Genomic DNA, 23294 nt, shown 5'->3' with positions numbered 1-23294 from the left:
ATAGTAAACTTCGGTATGAGAACTACCGAAGTTTACTATTCATGAATTCTTTAGTTACGTACTGGCGGAGCTGTTTCTTCTGGAGTTAATTCACGCATTAGAACAGGGACAGGATAATCGACACCATCCACTTTTTCTAAGCGAATGGCATATAGCGCTTGAAGTGCTTGATGATCTTCTTTCCGGAATGTCATTTTACCTTTTGGTGTGTCGAAGCTCATTCCTTCCATTGTGCTGATTAGCTTATTAACATCTGTGTCGCCATCTGTGTTTTTAAGTGCTTGAACAATGGCAATAGCTGCACTCATGCCGCCTGGAGTGAATAAGTCTGGCGCTTCTCCGTTATGTCTACTGTTATGCTTTTTTACTAACCAATCATTCACTTCATTTTTTGGCAGAGTGTGATAATAAACCGTAAATCCTTCCATGCCGATTAGTGCATCCATCGTCGCAAGCGCAGCAATATCAGGGGCACCTGTTGAAATTTTTATGCCTTTTTCTTGAACCTTCATATCTGCAATTTGGTTCCAAGGAGTATTGGCACCTGCCCAAACAACATATAAGTAGTCAGGCTTTGCATCTATTATTTTTTGAATATTAGAGGTAAAGTCTGTTGCAGCCGGATCAGCATATTCCTCATGAACGATATCAGCACCTAGTTTTTCCGCCGCTTCTTTAAAGGCAGCAATTCCGTCTCGGCCAAAGGCATAATCAGGAGCAAGCGTTGCGATTTTTACACCATCACCTGCAATGGCAGCTGCACCAGCAACCGCATCCTGTGATGAGTTGCGTGCTGTTCTGAAAATATATTTATTCCAATCAGCACCCGTAATACTATCTGCTGCAGCCGGTTCGACGATCATAATTTTTTCATATTCTTCGGCAAGCGGTAACACTGCTAATGTATCTGCTGAGCTTGAAGAGCCGATTAAGAAATCAACCCGATCGTCTTCTATCATTTTCGTAGCTTTTTGAATGGCAACCTCTGGTTTTGTTTCAGTGTCCTCAATGACATACTCGATTTTGTAGCCAGCCACTTCCATTGTTCCTTCTGTTGCATACTCAAGTCCGAGTTTGAAGCCCTTCACCGTTTGCTTACCGTATGATTCAAGAGCCCCACTTAATGAAGCGAGAACGCCAATTTTAATTGGATCCTTCTTGTCATCACTTGAATTACTTGAGCCTTCGGAGTTTGAAGTTCCTGCATTATTTGTGCTTTCTGTATTCTCCTCATTCTTGCCCGTTGAATTTGAACTACAAGCTGATGTAAAAACCATAAGAACTGCTAACATAAAGAGAAACAATACATGACTAAAAGAATTTTTCTTGAACATTATTTTTATCCCCCTTGTAAAATCTTTATTAAAATTGAAAGTAAATATAAGATGGAAGAAACTTATAAACCATTTTCCCCTTTCCATTGAATTACAGTTGCTGCCCACGTATAGCCTGTGCCTGCACTGACCGCTACGGCTATATCACCATTTTTTAATTTTCCTTGCTGACTAGCAAAATGTAATCCAATACATGGATCAAGTGCAGACATGTGACCGTGATGATCTAAATACACTGCTTTTTCTTCTGGTAGGTTTAATCTTTGTAGGAGTTCTCTAAACATGGAGCGTTTCGAATGTAGTGGAAGAAGAACGTTTATGTCTTGGAGTGCTAAACCGCTTTTTTGTAATGCTTGTTTAATAACTTTTTCAAAATTTGGGAGGGATACAGGATCAAGTCTCTCTTTCATGCTAGCCGGATCAACGACATCAATATAATGCTGTCTGTTTTGAACCGTCTCCATGCTGGCAAAATGCTTTGATCCTCCCGCCGGAATACGTACATCGTTATGGAAGGATCCATCTGTGATGATGGCACTTTCTAAAATTTCACTAGTCGCTGATTCTCGCATTACCAAAGCAGCAGTTCCTCCATCGGCAAAATTAAACATAAACCGCGAGCGCGGATTTTCGTAATCGATAAATTGAGAATCTTTACATCCGCCTACTAGCAAAATATTTTTAATTGATTCATCCGCTTTTAGCATATCTTTTGCGACCTTTAACGCAATTGGGAAGCTGGCGCTTACATTCATAATTTCAAATGCATAGGCATTTTTAGTTCCAAGCTCGTATTGTATCTTTGACGCACATGACCAAACGTAATAATCTTTATGTGCACTTCCAAAATAAATTACAACATCGATTGATAACGGGTCTATTTTATTTAAGGCCCCCCTCGCTGCTGCAATCGCTAAGTCCGAGGCTTGCATAGTTTCATCGGCGACATGTTTTTCGTATAAGCCAAACTTTTCAATAATGATTTTTTCGGGAATACCAGTCTTTTCGGCCAATATTTCGGCTGTTTCAATCCCTTTCGGAAAGTATACACTCGTTGCTTCAATGCCAATCGACGTCATTTCAGTCCCCCTTCTCTTTGTATTATTATTTCGGCTGAACTAGTCAGCAGTTTCATCTTTTGTCCCGTTGATAGGAGATCTCTCTCATACCATCACCTACCCTTCATCCCGTTGTCTTTAGACTGTTTTTTTGGATTTTTCCTGTTGCATTCTTCGGTAAACCCTCGATGAACTCCACTTTTTTCGGAACTTTATATGCCGCCAGAAACTTATGACAATATGCTATTATTTCTTCTTGAGTTAGGGGGCTGCCTTTCTTTTTAACAACAAAGGCTGCAGCTGTTTCCCCCCATTTAGGATCAGAAATGCCTATTACTGCCACTTCAGATACATCTGCCATTTGCCCAATTACTTGTTCAACTTCTAGAGGATATATATTTTCCCCGCCCGAAATGATCATATCTTTACTTCTTCCAGCGATATATATAAACCCTTCGTCATCAACTCTTGCCAAATCTCCGGTGTAAAGCCATCCATCACGAATTGCCTCACTCGTTGCTTCAGGTCTATTCCAATACTCTTTCATAACATTTGGTCCACGTATGATCAGTTCACCAATTTCTCCAGCTTTAACAGCATCCCCCTCTGAATCTACAATTTTGTATTCACAATAAAGAACAGGCTTTCCAATAGATCCGATTTTTCGATTAGCATCTTCCCTGGAAAGCATAAAGACAGTTGGTGATGTTTCAGTCATCCCAAACCCTTGCCCAAATAGTAAGCCCTTATCTAAAAATGCCCGAATAAGATCATGAGGACATGGGGCACCACCATTATAAAACCAGCGTACAGATTGTAAATCCGTTGTTTCAAAAGCCGGACACGATAACAACGCTTGATGAATGGTAGGTACTCCCATGACAATTGTAGCTTTATTTTTTTCAATCATCGAAAGAGCTTTGTAAGGGTCAAACTTGTCAGGAATAATAATCGTCCCGCCTGCTAATAGAGTAGGAAAAGCAAACAACCCTATTCCGCCAATATGAAAAAGCGGGAGCAAAACAATCGAACGGTCCCATGATGTAATATCAATTGCAAGTATGTTATTCATCGCATTCCAAAACATATTTTTTTGGGTTAATACCGCCCCCTTTGGTTTCCCAGTAGTTCCCGAAGTATAACAAATTATGTAGGGAGCGCTTTCATTAGTTGGGTCAAACGTTTCATTAGGATACCTTTGTAAAAGCTTTACCTTTTCAATTTCAATTACTTCTTCTACGCTTGATTCCGCTTGAAGTGAATGAGATATTTTTTGAAACTGCTTTTCTGCAAACAATATTTTTGTTCCACTATCCCTTATTTGATAAATAAGTTCACTTGCAGTTAAGCGATTATTCAATGGGACAGCGATACATTCAATTCTTGCGATTGCGAATAATAAGATGATATACTCATCTCTATTTTGAGAAAGGATGGCAATACGCTCTCCCCTCTCCATTCCAAGCTCTCTTTTTAAATAGGAAGCGGTAGCATTTACCTGCTGCTCCAGTTGTTTATAAGTGATCTGTTCATGTTCTGTGATGATGGCAATGCGATCCGGATTGATGCTTGCTCGTTTTTCGATCCAATAGGCAATGCCTTGCATAATGGTCCCCTCTCTCAATTATTATTTAAGCCATTAAAAATAAGTGTCATTGCAGCATCAAACGCCTCCTCTGGAACGTCTTTCCCTTCCCAGAATACCCAGCGCATTCCAAGAAAATGACCGATAGACATTAAACAGTAGGCAACCGTTTCTATGTCAATATTTTTAAAATCTCCAGCATTTATTCCCGCTGACAAGCTTTTTAAAAAACCAGCCGCAAGTTTATCGTAATACCACCGGTACAGCTCTTGATCAACAACAACAGCTTGCTGAACGATACTATATAAATTTCGGCGGTCTTTCACCCAATTGAAAAATGCTTGAAATCCTATTCGCTGTGCATCTTCGTAGTTTGCTATATTGGCCATTTTCTCTTTTATATATAAACGCAGCTCGCGGTTATACAGCCGAATTAATTCATCAAATATGTCCTTTTTGGAGGGAAAATAATTATAAAATGTTCCCTGCCCTACCTTTGCTTCCTGTGCAATATTGACGATAGAGGCTTCATAATAACCTTTTTGTCCAAATACCTCTTCGGCAGCACGTAAAAGCTTTTGTCTCGTTTCCAAACCTTTTTGTGTCAAAGGTTTTTCTTCAACAGCCTCTTTTTCTGACATATGAATCACCTCTCAATTTTGATTATATATCCTAATGTCTGAATTATGCAATAATTTATTTTAATGCTTTTTCATTTTTACAGAAGGATTGGGACACTTCATTGCTTATGTAGAGGAACCCGTTATTGTTCATAACTGCTCAGATAAAGATAAAACGATTAAAAAAAGTAAAAAAAGCCATATTAAGGATAGGTTAATTCGGAAGGAGAAAATTAGATGGAATTTTTACCGAGAGAGCAACGAATCCGTGAATTACAACAGCCGTTTCAATCCTATCTCGACAAATATGGTATAGATGATATTGGTATTTTTGAAGAGCATGGCGAGGGCAACCACTACTATCTCGGCTACACAGTAAACAAAGGCGGTAAAACCTACCACATCCATAGCCCTTACATAAAAAATGATCACGGGGAACTAGCTACGGAAAAAGATGAGTGGACACTTGAATCAGATGATCCTAACAAGAAGGATCAGAGGGGATATGATAATTTAGAGAGTGTGTTGCGAGATATTTAGCAAAAATGAAGCCTTCGAACTGAAGGCTTCATTTTTGCATATGCATTTTTGGGTAAATGATAAACCTTGTCATTGACTGTATGTTCATCCCTTTTTCGGTTATTGATTCATTTAAAAAAGCTTTAAAAAGTATCTATCCAGTTGGTAACTTCATTTTATCCATGATTGTTGAAAAAAAACTTCTAACGGATACCATTTTGTTACTCTTCTGATTAGAGGCTTCATTTATGATTTGGCCAGCGGCACACCATTCAAACATTTCTATTCCATGTTCGTTTTCAAAGGAATCTTTGTCCATTAGTTCAGAAGAGTAAATTTGTGCTCCTTTCATAATGCGGCGTATCGAGCTAATTAACTCCTCGCTTGGGGAATCCTTCAATAAATAACCTTTTACACCCGCTTTTAGTGCTTTTTCAAAATATCCAGTCCTTGCAAAGGTTGTTAAAATGATGACCTTGCATCCTGTTAGCATGAAGGCATCTACTGTCTCAAGTCTGCTCATTTCGGACATGTCTATATCCATGATACAAACATCCGGCTTTAATTTCTGTACAAGAGCAAGAGCCTCTTCTCCATTTCTTGCCTGACCGACCACTTCCATGTCACTTTCCAAATTGAGATGGGAACCCAATACCCCTAACAGCATTTCCACATCCTCAGCAATGACAATTCGAATCATTTTCATTCTCTCCTTATCTGGATGCACTATTAAACAAAAACTCCCCTAAAGCAATGGGGAGCCGTCAAAGTTACAGTTCAGGTTTTACTTGAACGGAAACTCGATTTTTAACTAAAGTTTTAACTTCTCTAAAACTCACGAAATTCTTGTTCTTCTCATCCCATAGACGGAAACGGAGCGACTTCAAACTTGTGGCAAGAGAGATCGTCGGAACGTTTTGTAAGGGAGGCGTATTATTGTGTGCCTCTTCTAATTTATAATTTGGAACCCTTGGACTTAAATGGTGAACATGATGAAACCCAATATTTCCAGTTAAGAATTGCATCAGTTTTGGAAGCTTATAAAAGGAGCTTCCTTCCACTGCAGCTTTCACATATTCCCAATCTTTATCTGCTTCAAAATAAGAATCCTCAAACGTATGCTGTACATAGAACAGCCAAATGCCTACTGAACCAGATAGTAAGAAAATCGATCCTTGAACAAGAAGGAATGACTGCAATCCTACCGCCCAGCAGAGCCCCCCTGCTAAAGCAGCGATTAGAATATTCGTCAAATAAGTGTTCATGCGTTCTTTCTTTTTGGCACCTTTACGGTTAAATCTATTTTTAAGAAGGAATACATAAATCGGTCCTAAGCCGAACATAACGAATGGATTACGGTAAAAACGGTAAGCTATACGAAGTCTGAGCGGCGCCGCTAAATATTCATCTACTGTAAGCGTCCAAATATCCCCAGTGCCGCGTTTATCCAAGTTTCCGCTTGTTGCGTGATGAATGGAGTGCTCATGCCCCCATTGATCAAAAGGGAATATGGTCAAAACACCCATGGCTGTTCCAACTATTCGATTGGCACGGCGATCTCTAAAAAAGGAATGATGGGTGCAATCATGAAAGATAATAAAAATTCTTGTTAAAAAACCAGCTGCTATCACAATGGGTACTAAAGCCAACCAATAGGATACGGACAGGCTTAAATAGGCAAGATACCATAATGCAATAAATGGAACTACTGTATTGATGAGCTGCCATACACTTTCTTTTGTCGTTGATTTTTCAAATGATGCCACTTGTTTTCGCAAATTTTTCGTGTTTTGTAAGGTCATATCTTTGAATTCCTTCCTTGTTGCCTTATTAATTTTAATTATAGAGGAAGGGATTTGGAGTTGTTAGTAGCAGGTATCATGTACAAGGCATGACAAACGTCATGTATAAGGTAGTCTTAAAAACAAATAATGTAAAATACTTTCAAGAAATATAAGTAACAAAAGCCGCCATTTCAGGCTTAAATAGAGCTACTTCCCCATAACAGCTATATAATGGAAACCAGTTGTTTTTTAAAAATAAAATCCAACTTGTACAGTATTTCAAGTATAATGAACCTTATTCACTTCATGCATATGACATATTTTTAAGAGAACCCTATACATGAATTGGATAATACGAAAAATGAGGTTAATATATGAATGAAAAAAGCTTTGCTGATTACTCTTTAAGTGATGAAATAAAACGAGCACTTGCCGTGTTAAAATACGAAACTCCCACGCAGGTTCAGAATGAGGTCTTGCCATTAGCATTCGAAAAACAGGATCTTGTTGTGAAATCTAAAACAGGCAGCGGAAAGACTGCATCCTTTGGCATACCTATTTGCGAAATGATTGCATGGGAGGAAAAAAAGCCACAAGCATTAGTTCTTACACCAACAAGAGAACTTGCTGTTCAAGTTCGTCAAGATATAACAAATATTGGAAGATTCAAACGAATAAGAGCTACCGCCCTTTATGGAAAAGAGCCTTTTTCTAAACAAAAAGAAGAATTAAAACAAAAAACTCACGCAGTCGTCGGTACACCTGGCCGTATCATGGATCACATCGAAAGAGGAACTTTAGATTTAGACCAAATAAAGTTTCTGATTATTGATGAAGCAGATGAAATGCTCAATATGGGTTTTATCGATGAAGTAGAAGAGATTATAAATGAACTTCCTTTAGACAGAATTACCATGGTATTTTCCGCAACATTGCCTAAAGATGTTGAAAATCTTTGCCATAAATATATGGAGAATCCTATTCATATCCAGATTGAGACTACTACTGGGGTAACAGCGGATACCATTGAACATCAATTAATCGAAGTGAAAGAAGAACAAAAGATTTCACTACTTAAAGACCTTACAGTCGTCGAAAATCCTGATAGTTGTCTCATTTTTTGCAGAACTAAGGAACACGTAGATACAGTGTTTACCGAATTGGAAGAATCCAATTATTCCTGCGAAAGAATCCATGGAGGATTAGAACAAGAAGTGCGGTTTGCCGTTATGGATGGTTTCAAAATGGGAAATTTCCGTTATCTTGTGGCCACAGATGTAGCTGCGAGAGGAATTGATATTGATAATGTAACACTTGTCATAAATTATGATGTTCCAATGGAAAAGGAGAGCTATGTTCACCGAACAGGAAGAACGGGCCGTGCCGGCAATAAAGGAAAAGCGATTATGTTTGCGACACCTTATGAAGGGAAATTCCTGAAAGCCATTGAAAAGTACATTGGCTTTGAGATACCTATTATGGAAGCTCCTAAACATCAAGAAGTTGCAGCAGGAAAGGCCGCTTTCGAAGAAAAAATTAGTGGCCGCCGAGCCGTTAGGAATAATAAAACGGCTCGAATAAACCAAGATATTATGAAACTCCATTTCAGCGGAGGGAAAAACAAAAAGATTCGAGCTGTGGATTTCGTTGGAACGATTGCAAAAATACCTGGAGTCACAGCAGATGATATCGGAATAATAACCATCAAGGATCATTTGTCATATGTTGATATTCTTAACGGAAAAGGCTCACTTGTCTTACAAGCCATGGAAAATACAACAGTCAAAGGTAAGAAATTAAAAGTTAGCAAAGCAATTAAATAAAGTCATTTTCCCTGCATCTACATTCCAATTGTCTTGTTAATCAGTGCATTTACGCCCCTATTCATTCTTCGATCTATTCTAATAGTATTTATTATAGCAATTTTGAAGGAACGCGGACGAGGGTTTTAGGTGAGTGTAATGGCCTGCAAACAGCTTGATTCCGAGGGGATAAACAGAGTAACTGAATATAATTCATTCTATTTATTAAAACAAAAGGGGAAACATGGCTTACACTCCCATGTTTCCCCTTTTCACTTGTACTAAAAATGTAATGAGCTAGTCAAATATCGGTAAGGTTACAATAATCATCAGAATATACAATATGGCGATATAATTAACCGAATATAAAAACATAACGCGGGCCCATTTTTGAATGTCCTTCGTAAAAAAGCCTTGAATACTAATCACTAGCCAGCCAGTATTTAGCAATGTAGCAATGACCATAAACAATGTCCCAAGCGAAGCTAAATAAAACGGCAGCGGAAGTAGGCATGCAACATAGACAGTTATTTGCCGCTTCGTCATAGCAAATCCGTGGACAACCGGAAGCATTGCCACTTTTGCTGCTTTATACTCATCATATTTCCTGATCGCAATCGCAAATGTATGCGGCATTTGAAAGATAAATAAGATGAGAAACAGTACGATTGGAATAATATGCATGCTGGACGTAATAGCCGCCCACCCTATTAATGGCGATACAGCCCCTGATATACTTCCAATTATTGTATTTAGTGTAAATCTTCGCTTTGACCACATCGTATACAAAAACACATAAGTGACCCATCCAATCAATGCGTAAATGGTTGCTTCAATCGTAGTAAATAGCATCAAAATAAAGCCAATAATAGATAAAGCAATCCCTAAGGCCAATACAACTTTTAAAGAAATATTACCTGTTACCGTTGGTCGATTTTTCGTTCGATCCATCACTGTATCAATATCGACATCATACCAGTTATTTAAGATCAGAGCTCCTGCCATAACGAGTGTACTTCCAATCATCGTTAGGAAAAATAATGGCAAATGATCTGTAAAAGATTCGTTTGTAAAATAAAGCGCTAACCAATATCCAGTAAAAACTGGAAGAACATTAGCGACTAAAACTGGTGCTTTAAATAGCGATCTTAGATCTGATAATAAAGACTTTTGCGGAGAAGACATTCCGTCTTTACTCATCTTATTCTCCCCCATTTTCAATTGTTCAAATATGACTTTTTGCCCGTCCGTTCTTTGCCTTATTAACATATCATACGACTAACAGGCTTACAATTATTTAAATTATTTTGTCACAAAAGTATTGAAAATGGACAGAACAGTAAATCATATCCCATCCACCTTTAATTTGTTATCATTACATTATTAAATGAATGATGAGGAAGATAACATGGATTTTTTTGCCGAAAGTCAATATGTAAAAGGAATTAGACTTAAACGGGATTGCATTCCTTCTTTTTATACATTTCCATTTAATTTGCCTAGTATTCAAACTCTAGATGAATTGACCTTTCATCCAAACGTAACCTATTTAGTTGGGGAAAATGGCATGGGAAAGTCGACATTATTGGAAGCTATTGCGGTGGCAGCTGGGTTTAATCCAGAAGGAGGATCCTTTAACTTTAGCTTCTCAACCTATGATTCTCATTCCGAATTGGATCATCATATTAGACTGATAAAAGGAGTTGAAAAACCTCAGGATGGCTTTTTTCTGCGGGCAGAAACCTTTTATAATGTTGCGTCAAATATTGAAGAATTAGACAGCGAACCAATGGGAGGAGGGAAAGTGATTGACTCATTTGGAGGAGTATCCCTTCATCAGCAATCACATGGCGAATCTTTTTGGGCAACCTTTATGAACCGATTTCGCGGAAACGGAATTTACATAATGGATGAACCAGAAGCTGCTTTATCCCCTCTTAGACAACTATCCATGCTAGCGCGAATTCATGAATTAGTCCGAGATCATTCGCAATTTATTATTGCCACTCATTCCCCAATCATCATGGCCTATCCAAATGCAAAAATAATCGAATTTACCGAAGATGGGATTCAGGAGTCTTCTTTAGAAGAAACTGGCCATTATAAAATAATGAAGCAATTTTTTGAGGATAAAAATCGATTATTGCATCATTTATTGGATGAATGAAACATAATATGAAGCTTTCCGGCGAAACAAAAAAGTAAAAATTAGGAATATTTTCTTTTTGGATACATCATGGATAGCTTTTATGATAATGGGACACTGGACTTGGTCCGGTGTCCCACTATTATTAAATTATTCCCCTTTGTTTCGTAAATCCTGTTTCGTCACCTCGCTTCGAACATTGATGTCTTTAGAGAATTCTGAGTCTTGTTTTTTGGCATTGGGATATTTATTTTTTCGTTCTCTATTATCATTTCGGTTTGTCATCATTTCGCCCTCCTTTTAAGCAGATTCGGATTTATTTTGCTCTATGGAGAGTCATTTATTCTTTAAAATGCTTATCGTGGCAGGAACCTAAAGAAACGCCCATTTGCTTTTTTAAAGCGGTTTTCCCCTCACTGTTTGTTATTTAAACGAAGTAGCTGTTAGAGATTATTTATTTTTTTCCATGTTCGAACTAAGCCATCTACAATGGGTTCAATCACATCCATATCTATAAAATAACCTGTGTGGCATAGTGGGTTCCAACTCGTTAATATCCCCCCTACATTCACTTCTCGATCTTCGTTAACTGTTTTTTGATAATTTTCGTCTACAGCTCTAAGTGGAAAGCCCAAAACATCTTCTTTGTCATAAAAATTTATCCATTCACCATTTAAGCCGGGATAGTATTTTTGGAGGTTACTAGAGGGGATACTGATCGGGCGGCTAAAGTTATAATAACGTAAACTCCATAGAGGAAGGGTAGTTCCCATTGTATAAAATAGAGTTAAAGTATCCCCTTTTTCCAAGGGTGACGATTTATCTACAATACAGGCAATATCATTTTGTTTAAATTGTAAATCGTAAAAGTAATTACTTGCAATGACAGAACCTAGGCTATGTGAAATGACACATAAAGGAGCTTGGTCCCCTGCTTGATTAGAGAGAAGGTATAGTGCTTCTCCAATTTTTTCATGGACTCTCTCATAATTTTGCTTTGCCGTCTCCACAGGTTGATAGGCAATAGCGTCCCCTAAATAAGTGACAATAAATTTCCTTAGTTCTTGAAAATTCAATTTGTTTTTATGCACCATTCTTTCAAACAGCTTTTCTTCTCGATCTGAAAAAACTGGTGCCCATAGTATCGGCTCAATCTTAAGATAGGAGGCGGGGTCCTTTATTAAATGCTCCAGTTTTTTTGCAAATAATTTGTTGATCATTTCAATTGTTTCGTCAGCAAAACCCTTCTTTTGATTCCCCATTCCATGAATAATGGCTACTGCTAGCTTTTTATGCACTTGTCCTCTTCCTTTAAATTTAAAATTTTCGATACCAATGTATACGTGATTTGTCATACAACAATTTATTCAGAATTGGACAAGTTTGAACGGGCGTTTTCCTTGTGAACTAAAATATTTCTACCTTATGCAAACACATTCTAAACATAATTTGAATGCTTTCCGGTGATAATAAAAAAAGTTAATTTTAGGGGGATTTTCCTTTTGGATATATCATGGATGGCCTTAATGATGATCATATTAGCAAGTTATCGTTTAACACATTTAATTGTTTTTGATAAAATAGCTGAACCTTTAAGAAATCTCTTTTTAACGAAAAAGGAAACTCAGAATCATGAAATCAAAAAGGTGCCTAAGTCTATGTTTGGTTATCTTTTAACCTGTTATTGGTGTACGGGAATTTGGTCCGCAATACTACTTAGTGCTATCTATTTTTTCCTCCCCTCCGTTGCTAAATATATTATTTTTGTTCTGTCTATTGCAGGGGGACAAGCCATCTTGGAAACATTTGTGGGGGTAAATATTAAGAAAACTGAATTGTATAATGAACAAATTAAGCAAAGTAAGTAATATATGGGACACTGGACTTGGGCCGGCGTCCCACAAATTAAGCCTTTCCAAATTACTTTGAAGAAAGGGACAAGAAATAGTCGCTTGCCCTTCCAACTATATCCCTTTTGCCATACTTTAGTATCAAGTGGTACGAAGGGAGGGATACAGTTGGAATTAAATTATGAACGTGCACGTCATTTAAAAGGAAAAATGATTCAATATAAAAATGCGGACGGAGAATGGGTAGTTGCAAAAGTCACGAATGTAAGGAAAGATGGGCTTGAGGTCGAGGAGTTAAGACATTCCTCCTCTCATGATGGACATGGCTTTGGCTTTTTTAGACGTAGACCATTTTTTAGTCCTTTTTTCCTTCCATTTGGTTTTCGATTTTTTCCGTTCTTTATTTAATACCAATAAAGAGCAGGTTGGCCTATCCAACCTGCTCTTTGTAAAACGATTGGCAAAGTTTCTCCAACGTATAGAGTTTAGCCGTTAAGATGAACAAGTCATCATAGTTATTTTTTACATACTCATCAATAACGCTCTTCCCTTTTCGAAATTGTTTGACTAAATAATGAGTATATTTTTCATCCCATATAAAACGATTGATTCTTTTCAGCTCTTCAGCTAAAATCTTAAACTTATACTCTTCCATTAGAAGTTTAATTTGATACCACTTATCGGGATTAGAATAAAAGCTATTTTTAACTTCATAATTTTTTTGCACAAATTTTAATAATGCGATAATATTGTCCGCCAGCATATTTGCCTTCTGCATCTCAAAATTCATTTTCTCACTCTCCTCATCGAAAACATTCTTAAGAAAAGTGTATGAATGATGAGGAAATTGTAAAACTAATGGATATGAGCCTTAAGAAAGTGCGCCCTATTTTAAAGAGAAAACTTTCCCAGCTGAGGTGGACAATAACTGTCCGTCTATTAATCTTGTACTACTAAGTCCATTGGGATTGGACCGGCTACTCCGAGACAGATAAAATAAAATTATTTCCTATGTCCATTTTCTTCATTTAATCCTCATCTTATGTTTGCCAAGTCCCTTAGTCTGAGGCATTTATTGGGCAAATGTGGAACCATCTTAATTTTACTTACATATCATGCAAAAAAGATGTAAAAAGAGGGTGGTTCAAATTACTACTTCAAAGTATTTAGACTTTCTATCCAAGTTTGGTATTGGTGGTGCTCACCCCGGGGGTTTTAATTTATCTAAAGTAATCTTACAAGCGGAGGAGATTCATCGAACCTCTAACATTTTAGATGTTGGGTGCGGCACTGGCCAAACATCAGCCTATCTTGCTTCTCAATACGGAGCAAAAGTAACTGGGATGGATATCAACCCAATTATGATTGAAAAAGCGAAAAAAAGAATAAGTCGACACCAATTACCTGTTGAAATTATTCAAGGTTCAATAGAGAAATGCTCCTTAAAGGATGGGCAATTTGATTTTGTCATTTCCGAGTCAGTTCTTGCTTTTGTTAATAAACCTAGAGCTTTGAAAGAAATTTTTCGCTTATTAAAGAAAGGCGGACGCTTTATTGCGAATGAACTCACCGTTAATCATTCTCTCGGAGCAACTGAAAAAGAGGAGATTAAGAAATTTTATGGAATCGACTCTGTCCTAATGGAGAAGGATTGGATTGCATTATGTGAACAAACAGGTTTTAAACATATTAAAGTTCATCCCCAGCAAAATTTCCCGTTCCACCAAAACCAGTCATTGCCTGAATTTGTGCATTCAGAGAATATTGAACCAGACCTTTTCAATATCATGCTTCAGCATTTTAATATTATGGAAAAGTATCGTGGAGCGCTGGACTATCGAATATTTACATGTACAAAAAAAGATGAAACTTCAATCAGTCGGGGGGTCTTATCCCCCACTGATTGTTAGTTGAACCAATCACGCTCAAAGCACCACGCCCTCCCAAAAGCTCTGCTTTCGGGAGGGCGATGTCTAGCTACAGCAGTATTCCTTGTCCTGTGGCTTTCGCCTGACTAGGACATCGTGTCCGTCTTCGAGCCTTTACGGGCAGTTGTCTCCACTTTTTCTTCATTGTTTCTATTCGAATCCTTGATTTAGGGGGCTTACTGCCCGTTAATCTGCGATAAAGAAAGGCTTGCCGTACATCTGTACGGCAAGCCTTATTTTTTGTTAGATAAAAAACGGGAAGAATGGGCCAAAACTTCTAATTCCAAAGAAAGGAAAGCCAAATAATCCAAACGGTCCGAAGAATGGGAAGAACTGCCGGCTTTCTTCCATTTCCCCATGATGATGATGATGATGACTAGTCATTAATAGATATACTTTATCCCTATCATAGCTGTGAAGCAACCCCTGATGAACAGAGCCATCATTTAATTCAATTTGAACAATTTGAAACAAATACTTTTTACATTTTTCATGATGATGGTGGTGATCATCTCTTTGCGGCTGAACATGATGTTGCACTGGCATATACCTCCTCTTTTTCATTCATATACAAAATATGCCTATACAGGCTCTTGTGTTCCGTATTTTGTAAATATAGAGAAGGGCTAAAGACTATGGGAAAAGAGCAGTTTTCTGAATAAAAAATAAGGCTTGCAGCACAAATGTACTACAAGCCTATTTCGTACAAATCATTAAACAAGCATCCCAGCAATTCCCAATATTATCTTCGTTGAATGGCTGTTAGTATTGAACTCGTCTGTTATAGGATGTATCCGATATTTTTATTTAGAAAGCTTATCTTCTGCTTTCTTTGCTAATCCAGTCATATAATCGAAGAACGCATCACGATTCACGTCATAGACGACATTCACTGGACGTCCATCTGCTATTTCCTCCGTACGGCCTTGGCTTGGTCCCTCAGTGTGTACAATACTGTTAATTGTTTGTACTTTCACAAGATCACGGTTGCCAACATACGCAGTTGTTAACACATCCCAAAGATAGTAAGTTGAGTTTGTTGAGAAGTGAACGAGTGGCGGTACCATCGCATAACATTGACCAAGAAAATCGACACCAAGATATTTACGTTCTGCAGCCCAACGCTCACGTACATCTAATGTTAGCGGGACTTGGTTTGTGCTTTCAAGGGCTACTAAATCAATTTCTATATTAGATTCCCATACACGTGCAGCTGCTTCTGGATCCCAAAATACATTCCATTCTGCTGTTCCATCATGCTCAGGCTCATGCACGTTTCCTGCTTCTCGGAATGTGCCACCCATCCAAACAAGCTTTTCAATTTTCTCTTCAATGTCTGGAGCTTCATCAAGTGCACGTGCAAGATCTGTAAGCGGACCAGTAAATAATAAAGTTGTTTTTTCCTCTGTTGCACGCACTGTGTCGATTAAATGAAGATGCGCAGGTTTTCCCGCGACAGGTGTAACAATATTTCCTGATTCATTTAAAATTGGCAGGGCATCTACATAAAACGCGTGCATACGCCAATCTTTTGGGAAAGGATTTTTACCGCGAGAATTGGACTCCGCTACATCTAAGCCGCCATTGCCAAAGCGATCGATAATTTTCCGGCTGGCAAATACAGCTGGCTCTAAGTAACAATCGGCTGGAATAACCGAAACACCTGTTAGTTCAACACTGTCCATCTGCAGTAATAAAAACAGCGAAATTAAATCATCAACTCCGCCATCATGATTGAAGTAAATTTTCTTTTTCATTTTTACCACCATTCTTTCATTAATAATTTATATATAGTTAACTTTTTAAATGTTAACTGCATAATTCATGTCAATATTATTATCCTCTATTGCTTTAGCAAAACCGTTATGAATTATGAAAAAATTCCTTCCCTTTATCAAAACACGAACATTAATAACAATAAGTTATATATCGTTCGACTTATTTACTTTGGTAGTATACAATAGCATTTTTATGATCGCAACAAATTTCGACAAAACTTCACAATGCAGATCCTGGAATAAAACCGAAAAAAATATTGAAAAGGCTTGCAGTTCGAATTATCTGCAAACCTTGTGTGCGTATTGAAGTAAATTATATTATTAGCAAAACGGTCCCTGCCGTAATAACAATCCCGCCAAAAATCGTACGTTTCGTCGCTTTTTCTTTTAACAGAATAAAACTTAAAACAATAGTAACGACAACACTAAATTTATCAATGGGTGCGACGACTGATACCTTCCCTATCGCCAGTGCTGCAAAATAACATAACCAAGATAATCCTGTTGCAACTCCAGAAAGGGCTAAAAAAAGATACCCCTTTTTTGAAATGGCTTTCAGTTTCTTATGTGTTCCTTGAAAAAACACAATGGCCCAAGCAAACAATAAAATCACGATCGTTCGTATAAAAGTAGCAACATTTGAATCGACGTCTTCCATCCCTACTTTTGCTAAGATGGACGTTAAAGCAGCAAACACTGCTGCTAAAATAGCATAGACAATATATATTTGCGAGCCGGTAAATCGTTTCTTTTCATCATTTTTTCCAATTAAAATAAAGGTTCCAATGGCAATGATGGCTCCCCCCGACATAACAAGAGGGTTTAGTGGCTCACCCAAAAAGAGAACAGAGATCGCAATAGTAAGCACTACACTTGATTTATCAATAGGGACAACTTTGGAAACATCCCCAATGGCTAATGCTTTAAAGAAAAATAACCAGGAAAATCCCGTTGCAAATCCAGATAATATGATAAACATAAAGGCGCTGCTTGAAATTTGTGAAATCGTATCAAGCTTTCCCGTGACAATCACTGTAATAAAAGCCATGACCAAAACAATAATTGTCCGAATTGCAGTCGCTAAATTGGAATTAACTTTTTCCATGCCAATCTTCGCTAAGATTGCTGTAAGTGAAGCAAATAAGGCTGCTAATAAGGCTAAAATAATACTCATTAAGGTCCCTGCTTTTCTTATTGTCTAGCTCCAGCGCCTAGCCCCGACGTACAGGACGTACTAGTGTCGACAGTGCGACAGGACAAGGAAGACTTCGACAGCGACACATCGCACGACCAAAAGTGTAGCTTTTGGGAGGACGTCGCGTTTTTGTCGACCTCGAGGTCATAAGCCAATTAGTCAAGAAGGTTAAAGAACAACCTTCTCGCCTACTTGTCTTATGCTTGTCCGGGCTGAACACTAAGGAAAGCTCCTTAGAATAATCATCGCAGGAACAATCTGTAATTTGATTGTTCCGAAGGCGCTTCCGCTTTTCTTATTTTCTTATTAGGATATGTAAAAAAACTGCTTCCATTCACAATATATCTCGGAACGAAAAAAAGGGACAAAAAATCTTGTCACTTTACCCATCAACAACCTCTTTTAGAATTTCATAAGAACGCTTTTGTTTGTCAGGATCAAAAATATAAGAGACGGCCATAATTTCGTCTACGTTATATTTCTCCTGGAAGCTTGTTAGTTGTTTTTTGATAGAATCTTTACTTCCTAACAAAGTTACGTTTGACATCGAATGAACCGCTTCTCTTTCTTGTGGGCTCCAAATTTGTTCCATACTTGCAACTGGCGGTCTTAACATGTTTTGACTGCCACGAACGACATTTAGGAAAAATTGTTGCATCGTTGTCGATTCAAATTTTGCCTCTTCATCACTTTCAGCTGCAATCACATTTAAACAAACCATCATATATGGAGAGTTTAAATATTCGGATGGCTGAAAGCGATTCCGATAAATGGCAATCGCCTCTTCCATAAATCTTGGTGCAAAGTGGGAAGCAAATACATAAGGCAATCCTAATTTAGCCGCTAAAAAAGCGGAATCTGTTGAAGAGCCAAGAATATAGATCGGAATTTCCGTGCCAATCCCTGGATAAGCTTTAACATAACTTTGCTGCTCTTCAGGCCCGAAGAAAGTAAGCAATGCTTGAACATCCTCGGGAAAAGTGTAAACAGAATCATTTTTCGATCTTCTTAATGCATTCGCGGTCAGCATATCTGTTCCAGGTGCACGACCGAGGCCCAAATCCAATCGGTTTGGATAAATAGTTGCCATCGTTCCAAATTGTTCGGCTACAACTAGAGGCGAATGATTTGGCAGCATAATTCCACCAGATCCGACTCGAATATGATCTGTATGTTCTAATGTATGATTAATTAATATGGAGGTAGCAGAACTAACAAGTGTCGGAGTATTATGATGCTCAGCAATCCAATATCTTGTATAACCCATTTTTTCTGCAGCTTTTGCCAAATCAACCATCGCGTCAATGGCATCCTTAGCCGATTGACCTTCACGAATAGGAGCAAGATTTAAGATAGAAACAGGTATCTTTATATTTGCCATTCATATTATCCTTTCCTTTTCCAATATTTAAGTAGTTACCGATATAAGCTCATCCAGTAAAATCAATTGATAATGTAATTATATCAATTTAAATTTATTTAAAAAGAAAAAGGCTTGTGGCGGGATTAGATACAAGCAATAGGCATTTAAGTTAAATTTTACACTTGATAATTAAAATGAAGAGTAGTAAAATCTACAAAGTGAATTCTATTAACTGTATATAACCTGTATAACCTCTAGAATATGGCTGGAGGGTCTCTACCAGGAACCAAGAAAATCCTGACTACAGAAAATGAACTTATTCATTTTTTGTAATCAGGATTTTTTTTTTCTTAAAAGGACCTTCAAAGCTATCTCTTTTTAGATTAACTAAGAAAGGACATGAAATAGATTATGAACTTGAAAGTTTTTATTCTCGCATTATCGACTGTCGCGGTTGGATTGGTTGAATTGATCGTTGGTGGGATATTGCCGACAATTGCCGGTGATTTTAATATTTCATTAAGCTCTGCCGGACAATTAATCACAGTGTACGCGCTCATTTATGCCATCGCTGGACCTGTATTACTTGTGTTAACCGGCAAAATCGAACGCAAAAAATTATATCTTACTTCCTTATTCATATTTTTCATCGGAAATATCATGACATATTTTAGTCCGAATTTTACCTTTATGATGATTTCAAGGGTTTTAACTGCAGCTAGTACAGCACTTGTCGTCGTACTTTCCTTAACTATTGCTGCTAAAGTTGTAGTGCCCGCTCACCGAGCGAAGGCTGTGGGGCTTATTTATATGGGCATAAGTTCGTCCATTGTGTTAGGTGTCCCATTAGGAATCCTTCTATCTAATATGTTTGGCTGGCGCGTCATTTTCCTTGGAATCGCCGTGCTATCCATTGGATCCATGGTGCTTATATCATTATTTTTAGAGCGCATACCCGGAGAAAAAACTGTACCGCTCTCACAACAATTAAAGGCAGTGGGCAGCGCGAAAATAGGGAGTGCCCATCTTTCTACGGTGTTTATGCTGGCGGGACATTATACAGTATATGCATATTTTACTCCATTTTTAGAGACGAATCTTCACCTTAATTCCTACTGGATTAGTATCTGCTATTTTGTATTTGGTATTGCGGCAGTTGGCGGCGGAGCATTCGGTGGATTACTTTCAGATTGGATTGGCACTCACAAAAGTATGGTTATCGTTATCAGCGCATTTGCGATTTGTTTATGCTTATTGCCATTAACAACCTTTTCACTTGTCTTATTCATTCCAACGATGATGGTTTGGGGCGCATTGAGTTGGAGCTTAGCACCGCCTCAACAAAGTTATTTGATTCAAATCGACCCAGCGACGTCCGACATACAGCAAAGCTTAAATAACTCCGCAATACAAATCGGTATTTCACTTGGATCAGCCATTGGCGGCCTTGTGTTAACCCAAACCGGCACTGTTTCTAGTACAGCTTGGGTTGGAAGCGGCATTGTCATTATCTCATTAATATGTGTAGTTTTTTCTTTGACAAGACCGGCTACAACGAGAGAAAACGTGGACTCTTCCTCGTCCTTCCAAAGATCTATCGACCAACAGTCTTCCTGATTACGTAAATTTTAGAGCTATCCGGAAAGTCAGTTTTTCCTGACTTTCTGGATAGCTTTTTATCTATTAAAATAGTACGTCTCTTGAGTGCTTTAGAGAACATTAATTGTTTCATAAAACTCGTTTTCAATAGGTTCCTCCTAAAAAGACCTTTCATAGTGCGTATTTTCAATGAGGCACTTCTCAAACGGGCACCATGAACACTTCATAGGACGCATTTTCTATGAGACTCTCCTTAAACGGGCACCATGAACACTTCATAGGACGCATTTTCTATGAGACTCTCCTTAAACGGGCACCATGAACGCTTCATAGGACGCATTTTCTATGAGATTCTCCTTAAACGGGCACCATGAACGATTCATAGTACGTATTTTCTATGAGACTCTCCTTAAACGGGCACCATGAACGATTCATAGGACGCATTTTCTATGAGATTCTCCTTAAACGGGCACCATGAACACTTCATAGGACGCATTTTCTATGAGATTCTCCTTAAACGGGCACCATGAACACTTCATAGGACGCATTTTCTATGAGACTCTCCTCAAACGGGCACCATGAACACTTCATAGGACGCATTTTCTATGAGACTCTCCTCAAACGGGCACCATGAACACTTCATAGGACGCATTTTCTATGAGACTCTCCTTAAACAGGCACCATGAACACTTCATGGTACGAGCTTTCCATATGTCCTACCTAAAACGGGCACTATGAACCTTTCATAGAGCGCATTTTCCATGAGACTCTTCTCAAACGGTCACCATGAACGTTTCATAGGACGCGCTTCCTATGCCTGCCTCCTAAAACAAGCTCCATCAACCTTTCATACCCATCCTTTTCACTTAAGCCCAGATAACAGCATAGGCTATTTTACAATTAAAAATCTTTTCGGGAGGTTTATATATGGAATTAACAGCAGCTCATTGGATGTATTTGATTGGAACCTGTATGATCATTTTAACAATGCTGCTTCGACAAAATGTAGTTGTTCCCTCCATCGTCGTTACATTTTTAGTTGGCTGGATTTTTACGGGATCTTTTATCGTTGGCTTACAGACCATTTTTAATGCAAGTTTAGTTGCTGCAGGAGAATTATTTAATATCTTTCTTATTATCGCCATCATGACAGCGTTATTGCATTCACTACGATCGCTAGGTGCCGATGAGCAAATGATCACACCTTTTCAGCGGGTAATGAAAAATGGTCATCTCTCATTTTGGATCATCATTTTTGTTACGTATGCGATCTCACTTTTCTTCTGGCCGACGCCTGCTGTTCCGCTAGTTGGGGCCTTGCTTATTCCCGTCGCCATTCGTTCCGGCCTTCCGCCAATCGGTGCTGCCATTGCCATTTCGCTTGCTGGTCAAGGAATGGCGTTATCTTCTGACTATGTCATCCAAATTGCACCTACCCTTACTGCAACTGCAGCTGGGGCTGATGTTAGCATCGTGGCCGATCGGGCGTTTGTGTTATCCATCATTACAGGGGTTACGGCGATCATTATCGCTTACTTCTCCTTAAGAAAATTTATATTACGTCCTTCCAATGGCCATCTTGCCGCTTGGGAAAAAGTAAATTCATCCTCCGGACAAATAAATGAAGATGCAGCAACGAATCCCCACACAAAAAGGAAACACAACCTCCTCTTCGCTATCCTTGTTCCCGTAACATTTTTAGTTATCATCCTCTATATGTTTCTAGCAAAATTTTCTGACTTAATTCCTTCTATTGAGGGCGGTACTGGCGCCGCTTTAATTGGCGGGGTTTCAGCTATACTTCTTATTGCTGCATCGATGGTTAAAGGTTTCCGTTCATCCTTAGACGAAGTCAGTGATAATCTTGTTAAAGGATTCGTTTTCGCCTTTAAAGCAATGGGACCCGTCATTCCAATTGCAGGATTTTTCTTTCTTGGAAGCGATGAGTTATCAGGAAAAATATTCGGCTTGAGTGCAGAAGCATCTCCCTCTTTCCTATTTGATTTAGTCGTCTCTGGACAGCAATTCATCCCGGAAAGCACGTTTATCGCAGGCTTTGGGATTCTTTTAATCGGCGCGATTACAGGTTTAGATGGCTCTGGTTTTTCTGGTCTGCCTTTAGTTGGCTCTTTATCTGGAGCTTTAGGCGACAGTGTTGGAGTTGATGTCGAAACATTATCTGCGATTGGACAGATGGGTGCTATTTGGGTAGGCGGCGGCACATTAATTGCCTGGTCATCCCTCGTAGCAGTTGCCGGTTTTGCGAAAGTATCAGTGATGGAACTTGTGCGAAAAAGCTTTATGCCCGTAATTATTGGATTAATTGTATCTACAATAATAGGGATATGGATATTCTGAAAAGCTCCAATCTCGCATTCCCCTCTAATAAAAGCGCATCCCTTTAATTAAAGAGATGCGCTTTCGAAAGTGTGTAAATGGAAGAAGATAATATTAAAAAGCCTCTCCAGCAGAAATCACATTTATTATTTACTCCCTCACCCTTATTCAAACCTTTTGAAGCGAATAATCAATCATATTATTCATTAAATTAAAATAACTTTATATATGATATTTTTTTTGATATAATTCTCTAGTTCATTTTAAATCACTAGTTTTCACTCATATAATTGCAGGGATAGGGCCTGCGAGTTTCTACCGAGCTCCGTAAAAGCTTCGACTATGAGCAGCGATATCATTGTGTTCTATTCTCCTATGTACGATTTCAGGAGACAT

22 protein-coding genes and 2 riboswitches are annotated in these 23294 nt (G+C 38.3%); of the genes, 8 read left to right on the top strand and 14 right to left on the bottom strand.

All coding sequences use genetic code 11. From position 1 onward, the window contains the following. Positions 1-50: 50 nt before the first annotated feature. The 4 genes from F7731_RS12635 to F7731_RS12620 form a co-directional block, all read right to left on the bottom strand. On the bottom strand, positions 51-1334 hold the full coding sequence (locus F7731_RS12635; RefSeq protein ID WP_151535131.1) for a substrate-binding domain-containing protein: 1284 nt from the start codon (positions 1332-1334) through the stop codon (positions 51-53). A 62-nt stretch (positions 1335-1396) separates the two neighbouring features. Continuing rightward, a complete protein-coding gene (locus F7731_RS12630; RefSeq protein WP_151535130.1) occupies positions 1397-2413 on the bottom strand; it encodes a 3-oxoacyl-ACP synthase in 1017 nt (338 codons plus the stop codon). A 103-nt stretch (positions 2414-2516) separates the two neighbouring features. Beyond that, complete coding sequence (locus tag F7731_RS12625; RefSeq protein ID WP_151535129.1) at positions 2517-3998, bottom strand: o-succinylbenzoate--CoA ligase; 1482 nt, start codon at positions 3996-3998, stop codon at positions 2517-2519. Between the two features lie 14 nt (positions 3999-4012). Beyond that, positions 4013-4618, bottom strand: coding sequence for a TetR/AcrR family transcriptional regulator (locus F7731_RS12620; protein WP_151535128.1), 606 nt, complete (start codon positions 4616-4618; stop codon positions 4013-4015). Between the two features lie 216 nt (positions 4619-4834). On the opposite strand from F7731_RS12620, the gene F7731_RS12615 reads away from it, so the two are divergent. Then, positions 4835-5137 (top strand): DUF5634 family protein, encoded by a 303-nt coding sequence (locus F7731_RS12615; RefSeq protein WP_151535127.1) that lies wholly within the window; start codon positions 4835-4837, stop codon positions 5135-5137. A gap of 133 nt (positions 5138-5270) precedes the next feature. Here the strand turns inward: F7731_RS12615 and F7731_RS12610 are convergent, their stop codons facing one another. Both F7731_RS12610 and desA read right to left on the bottom strand, forming a co-directional pair. Then, positions 5271-5816, bottom strand: a complete 546-nt coding sequence (locus tag F7731_RS12610) for a response regulator (RefSeq protein WP_151535126.1) — start codon at positions 5814-5816, stop codon at positions 5271-5273. 70 nt (positions 5817-5886) lie between these two features. Beyond that, positions 5887-6918: a Delta(5) desaturase DesA gene (desA, locus tag F7731_RS12605; protein ID WP_151535125.1), complete on the bottom strand. Its 1032-nt coding sequence runs from the start codon at positions 6916-6918 to the stop codon at positions 5887-5889. A gap of 356 nt (positions 6919-7274) precedes the next feature. On the opposite strand from desA, the gene F7731_RS12600 reads away from it, so the two are divergent. Further along, on the top strand, positions 7275-8723 hold the full coding sequence (locus tag F7731_RS12600; protein WP_151535124.1) for a DEAD/DEAH box helicase: 1449 nt from the start codon (positions 7275-7277) through the stop codon (positions 8721-8723). Between the two features lie 276 nt (positions 8724-8999). Here the strand turns inward: F7731_RS12600 and cyoE are convergent, their stop codons facing one another. Further along, entirely contained in the window at positions 9000-9902 is a 903-nt protein-coding gene (gene cyoE, locus F7731_RS12595; protein ID WP_151535123.1) for a heme o synthase, read from the bottom strand. Positions 9903-10110: 208 nt separating this feature from the next. Between cyoE and F7731_RS12590 the strand changes: the two genes are divergently transcribed. Next, entirely contained in the window at positions 10111-10869 is a 759-nt protein-coding gene (locus F7731_RS12590; protein WP_151535122.1) for an AAA family ATPase, read from the top strand. Positions 10870-10998: 129 nt separating this feature from the next. Here F7731_RS12590 and F7731_RS27075 read toward each other — a convergent pair whose 3' ends face one another. Next, positions 10999-11133, bottom strand: coding sequence for a hypothetical protein (locus tag F7731_RS27075; RefSeq protein WP_281352308.1), 135 nt, complete (start codon positions 11131-11133; stop codon positions 10999-11001). Positions 11134-11291: 158 nt separating this feature from the next. After that, positions 11292-12146 (bottom strand): chemotaxis protein, encoded by an 855-nt coding sequence (locus F7731_RS12585; RefSeq protein ID WP_246197201.1) that lies wholly within the window; start codon positions 12144-12146, stop codon positions 11292-11294. A gap of 219 nt (positions 12147-12365) precedes the next feature. Between F7731_RS12585 and F7731_RS12580 the strand changes: the two genes are divergently transcribed. Then, positions 12366-12716: a DUF1360 domain-containing protein gene (locus tag F7731_RS12580; protein WP_151535176.1), complete on the top strand. Its 351-nt coding sequence runs from the start codon at positions 12366-12368 to the stop codon at positions 12714-12716. Positions 12717-12866: 150 nt separating this feature from the next. Continuing rightward, entirely contained in the window at positions 12867-13106 is a 240-nt protein-coding gene (locus F7731_RS12575) for a hypothetical protein (protein ID WP_151535121.1), read from the top strand. A gap of 22 nt (positions 13107-13128) precedes the next feature. Here F7731_RS12575 and F7731_RS12570 read toward each other — a convergent pair whose 3' ends face one another. After that, positions 13129-13488 (bottom strand): hypothetical protein, encoded by a 360-nt coding sequence (locus F7731_RS12570; protein WP_151535120.1) that lies wholly within the window; start codon positions 13486-13488, stop codon positions 13129-13131. Positions 13489-13837: 349 nt separating this feature from the next. Between F7731_RS12570 and F7731_RS12565 the strand changes: the two genes are divergently transcribed. Further along, the gene (locus F7731_RS12565) at positions 13838-14608 is read left to right on the top strand and encodes a class I SAM-dependent methyltransferase (RefSeq protein WP_246197200.1); all 771 of its coding nucleotides are present in this window, start codon (positions 13838-13840) and stop codon (positions 14606-14608) included. A 261-nt stretch (positions 14609-14869) separates the two neighbouring features. On the opposite strand, the gene F7731_RS12560 is transcribed toward F7731_RS12565, so the two are convergent. The 4 genes from F7731_RS12560 to F7731_RS12545 all read right to left on the bottom strand — a co-directional run bounded on the left by F7731_RS12560 (position 14870) and on the right by F7731_RS12545 (position 18980). After that, the gene (locus F7731_RS12560) at positions 14870-15166 is read right to left on the bottom strand and encodes a hypothetical protein (protein ID WP_151535118.1); all 297 of its coding nucleotides are present in this window, start codon (positions 15164-15166) and stop codon (positions 14870-14872) included. A gap of 263 nt (positions 15167-15429) precedes the next feature. Next, positions 15430-16383: a nucleoside hydrolase gene (locus F7731_RS12555; protein ID WP_151535117.1), complete on the bottom strand. Its 954-nt coding sequence runs from the start codon at positions 16381-16383 to the stop codon at positions 15430-15432. 334 nt (positions 16384-16717) lie between these two features. Beyond that, positions 16718-17578 (bottom strand): EamA family transporter, encoded by an 861-nt coding sequence (locus F7731_RS12550; RefSeq protein WP_151535116.1) that lies wholly within the window; start codon positions 17576-17578, stop codon positions 16718-16720. A 403-nt stretch (positions 17579-17981) separates the two neighbouring features. Next, positions 17982-18980: an LLM class flavin-dependent oxidoreductase gene (locus F7731_RS12545; protein ID WP_151535115.1), complete on the bottom strand. Its 999-nt coding sequence runs from the start codon at positions 18978-18980 to the stop codon at positions 17982-17984. Positions 18981-19185: 205 nt separating this feature from the next. Further along, positions 19186-19286, top strand: a riboswitch (purine riboswitch). Between the two features lie 87 nt (positions 19287-19373). Between F7731_RS12545 and F7731_RS12540 the strand changes: the two genes are divergently transcribed. Together F7731_RS12540 and F7731_RS12535 are read left to right on the top strand one after the other, a co-directional pair. Then, positions 19374-20579, top strand: coding sequence for an MFS transporter (locus F7731_RS12540; RefSeq protein ID WP_151535114.1), 1206 nt, complete (start codon positions 19374-19376; stop codon positions 20577-20579). 909 nt (positions 20580-21488) lie between these two features. Next, positions 21489-22919 (top strand): hypothetical protein, encoded by a 1431-nt coding sequence (locus F7731_RS12535; protein WP_151535113.1) that lies wholly within the window; start codon positions 21489-21491, stop codon positions 22917-22919. A gap of 241 nt (positions 22920-23160) precedes the next feature. Beyond that, a riboswitch (purine riboswitch) is annotated at positions 23161-23261 on the top strand. The last annotated feature ends 33 nt before the right edge of the window (positions 23262-23294 follow it).

Source organism: Cytobacillus depressus (assembly GCF_008923245.1).
Classification (GTDB): Bacteria; Bacillota; Bacilli; order Bacillales; family Cytobacillaceae; genus Cytobacillus; species Cytobacillus depressus.
The sequence above is the reverse complement of the archived record's forward strand: the minus strand, read 5'-3'. Positions and strand labels throughout refer to the sequence as shown.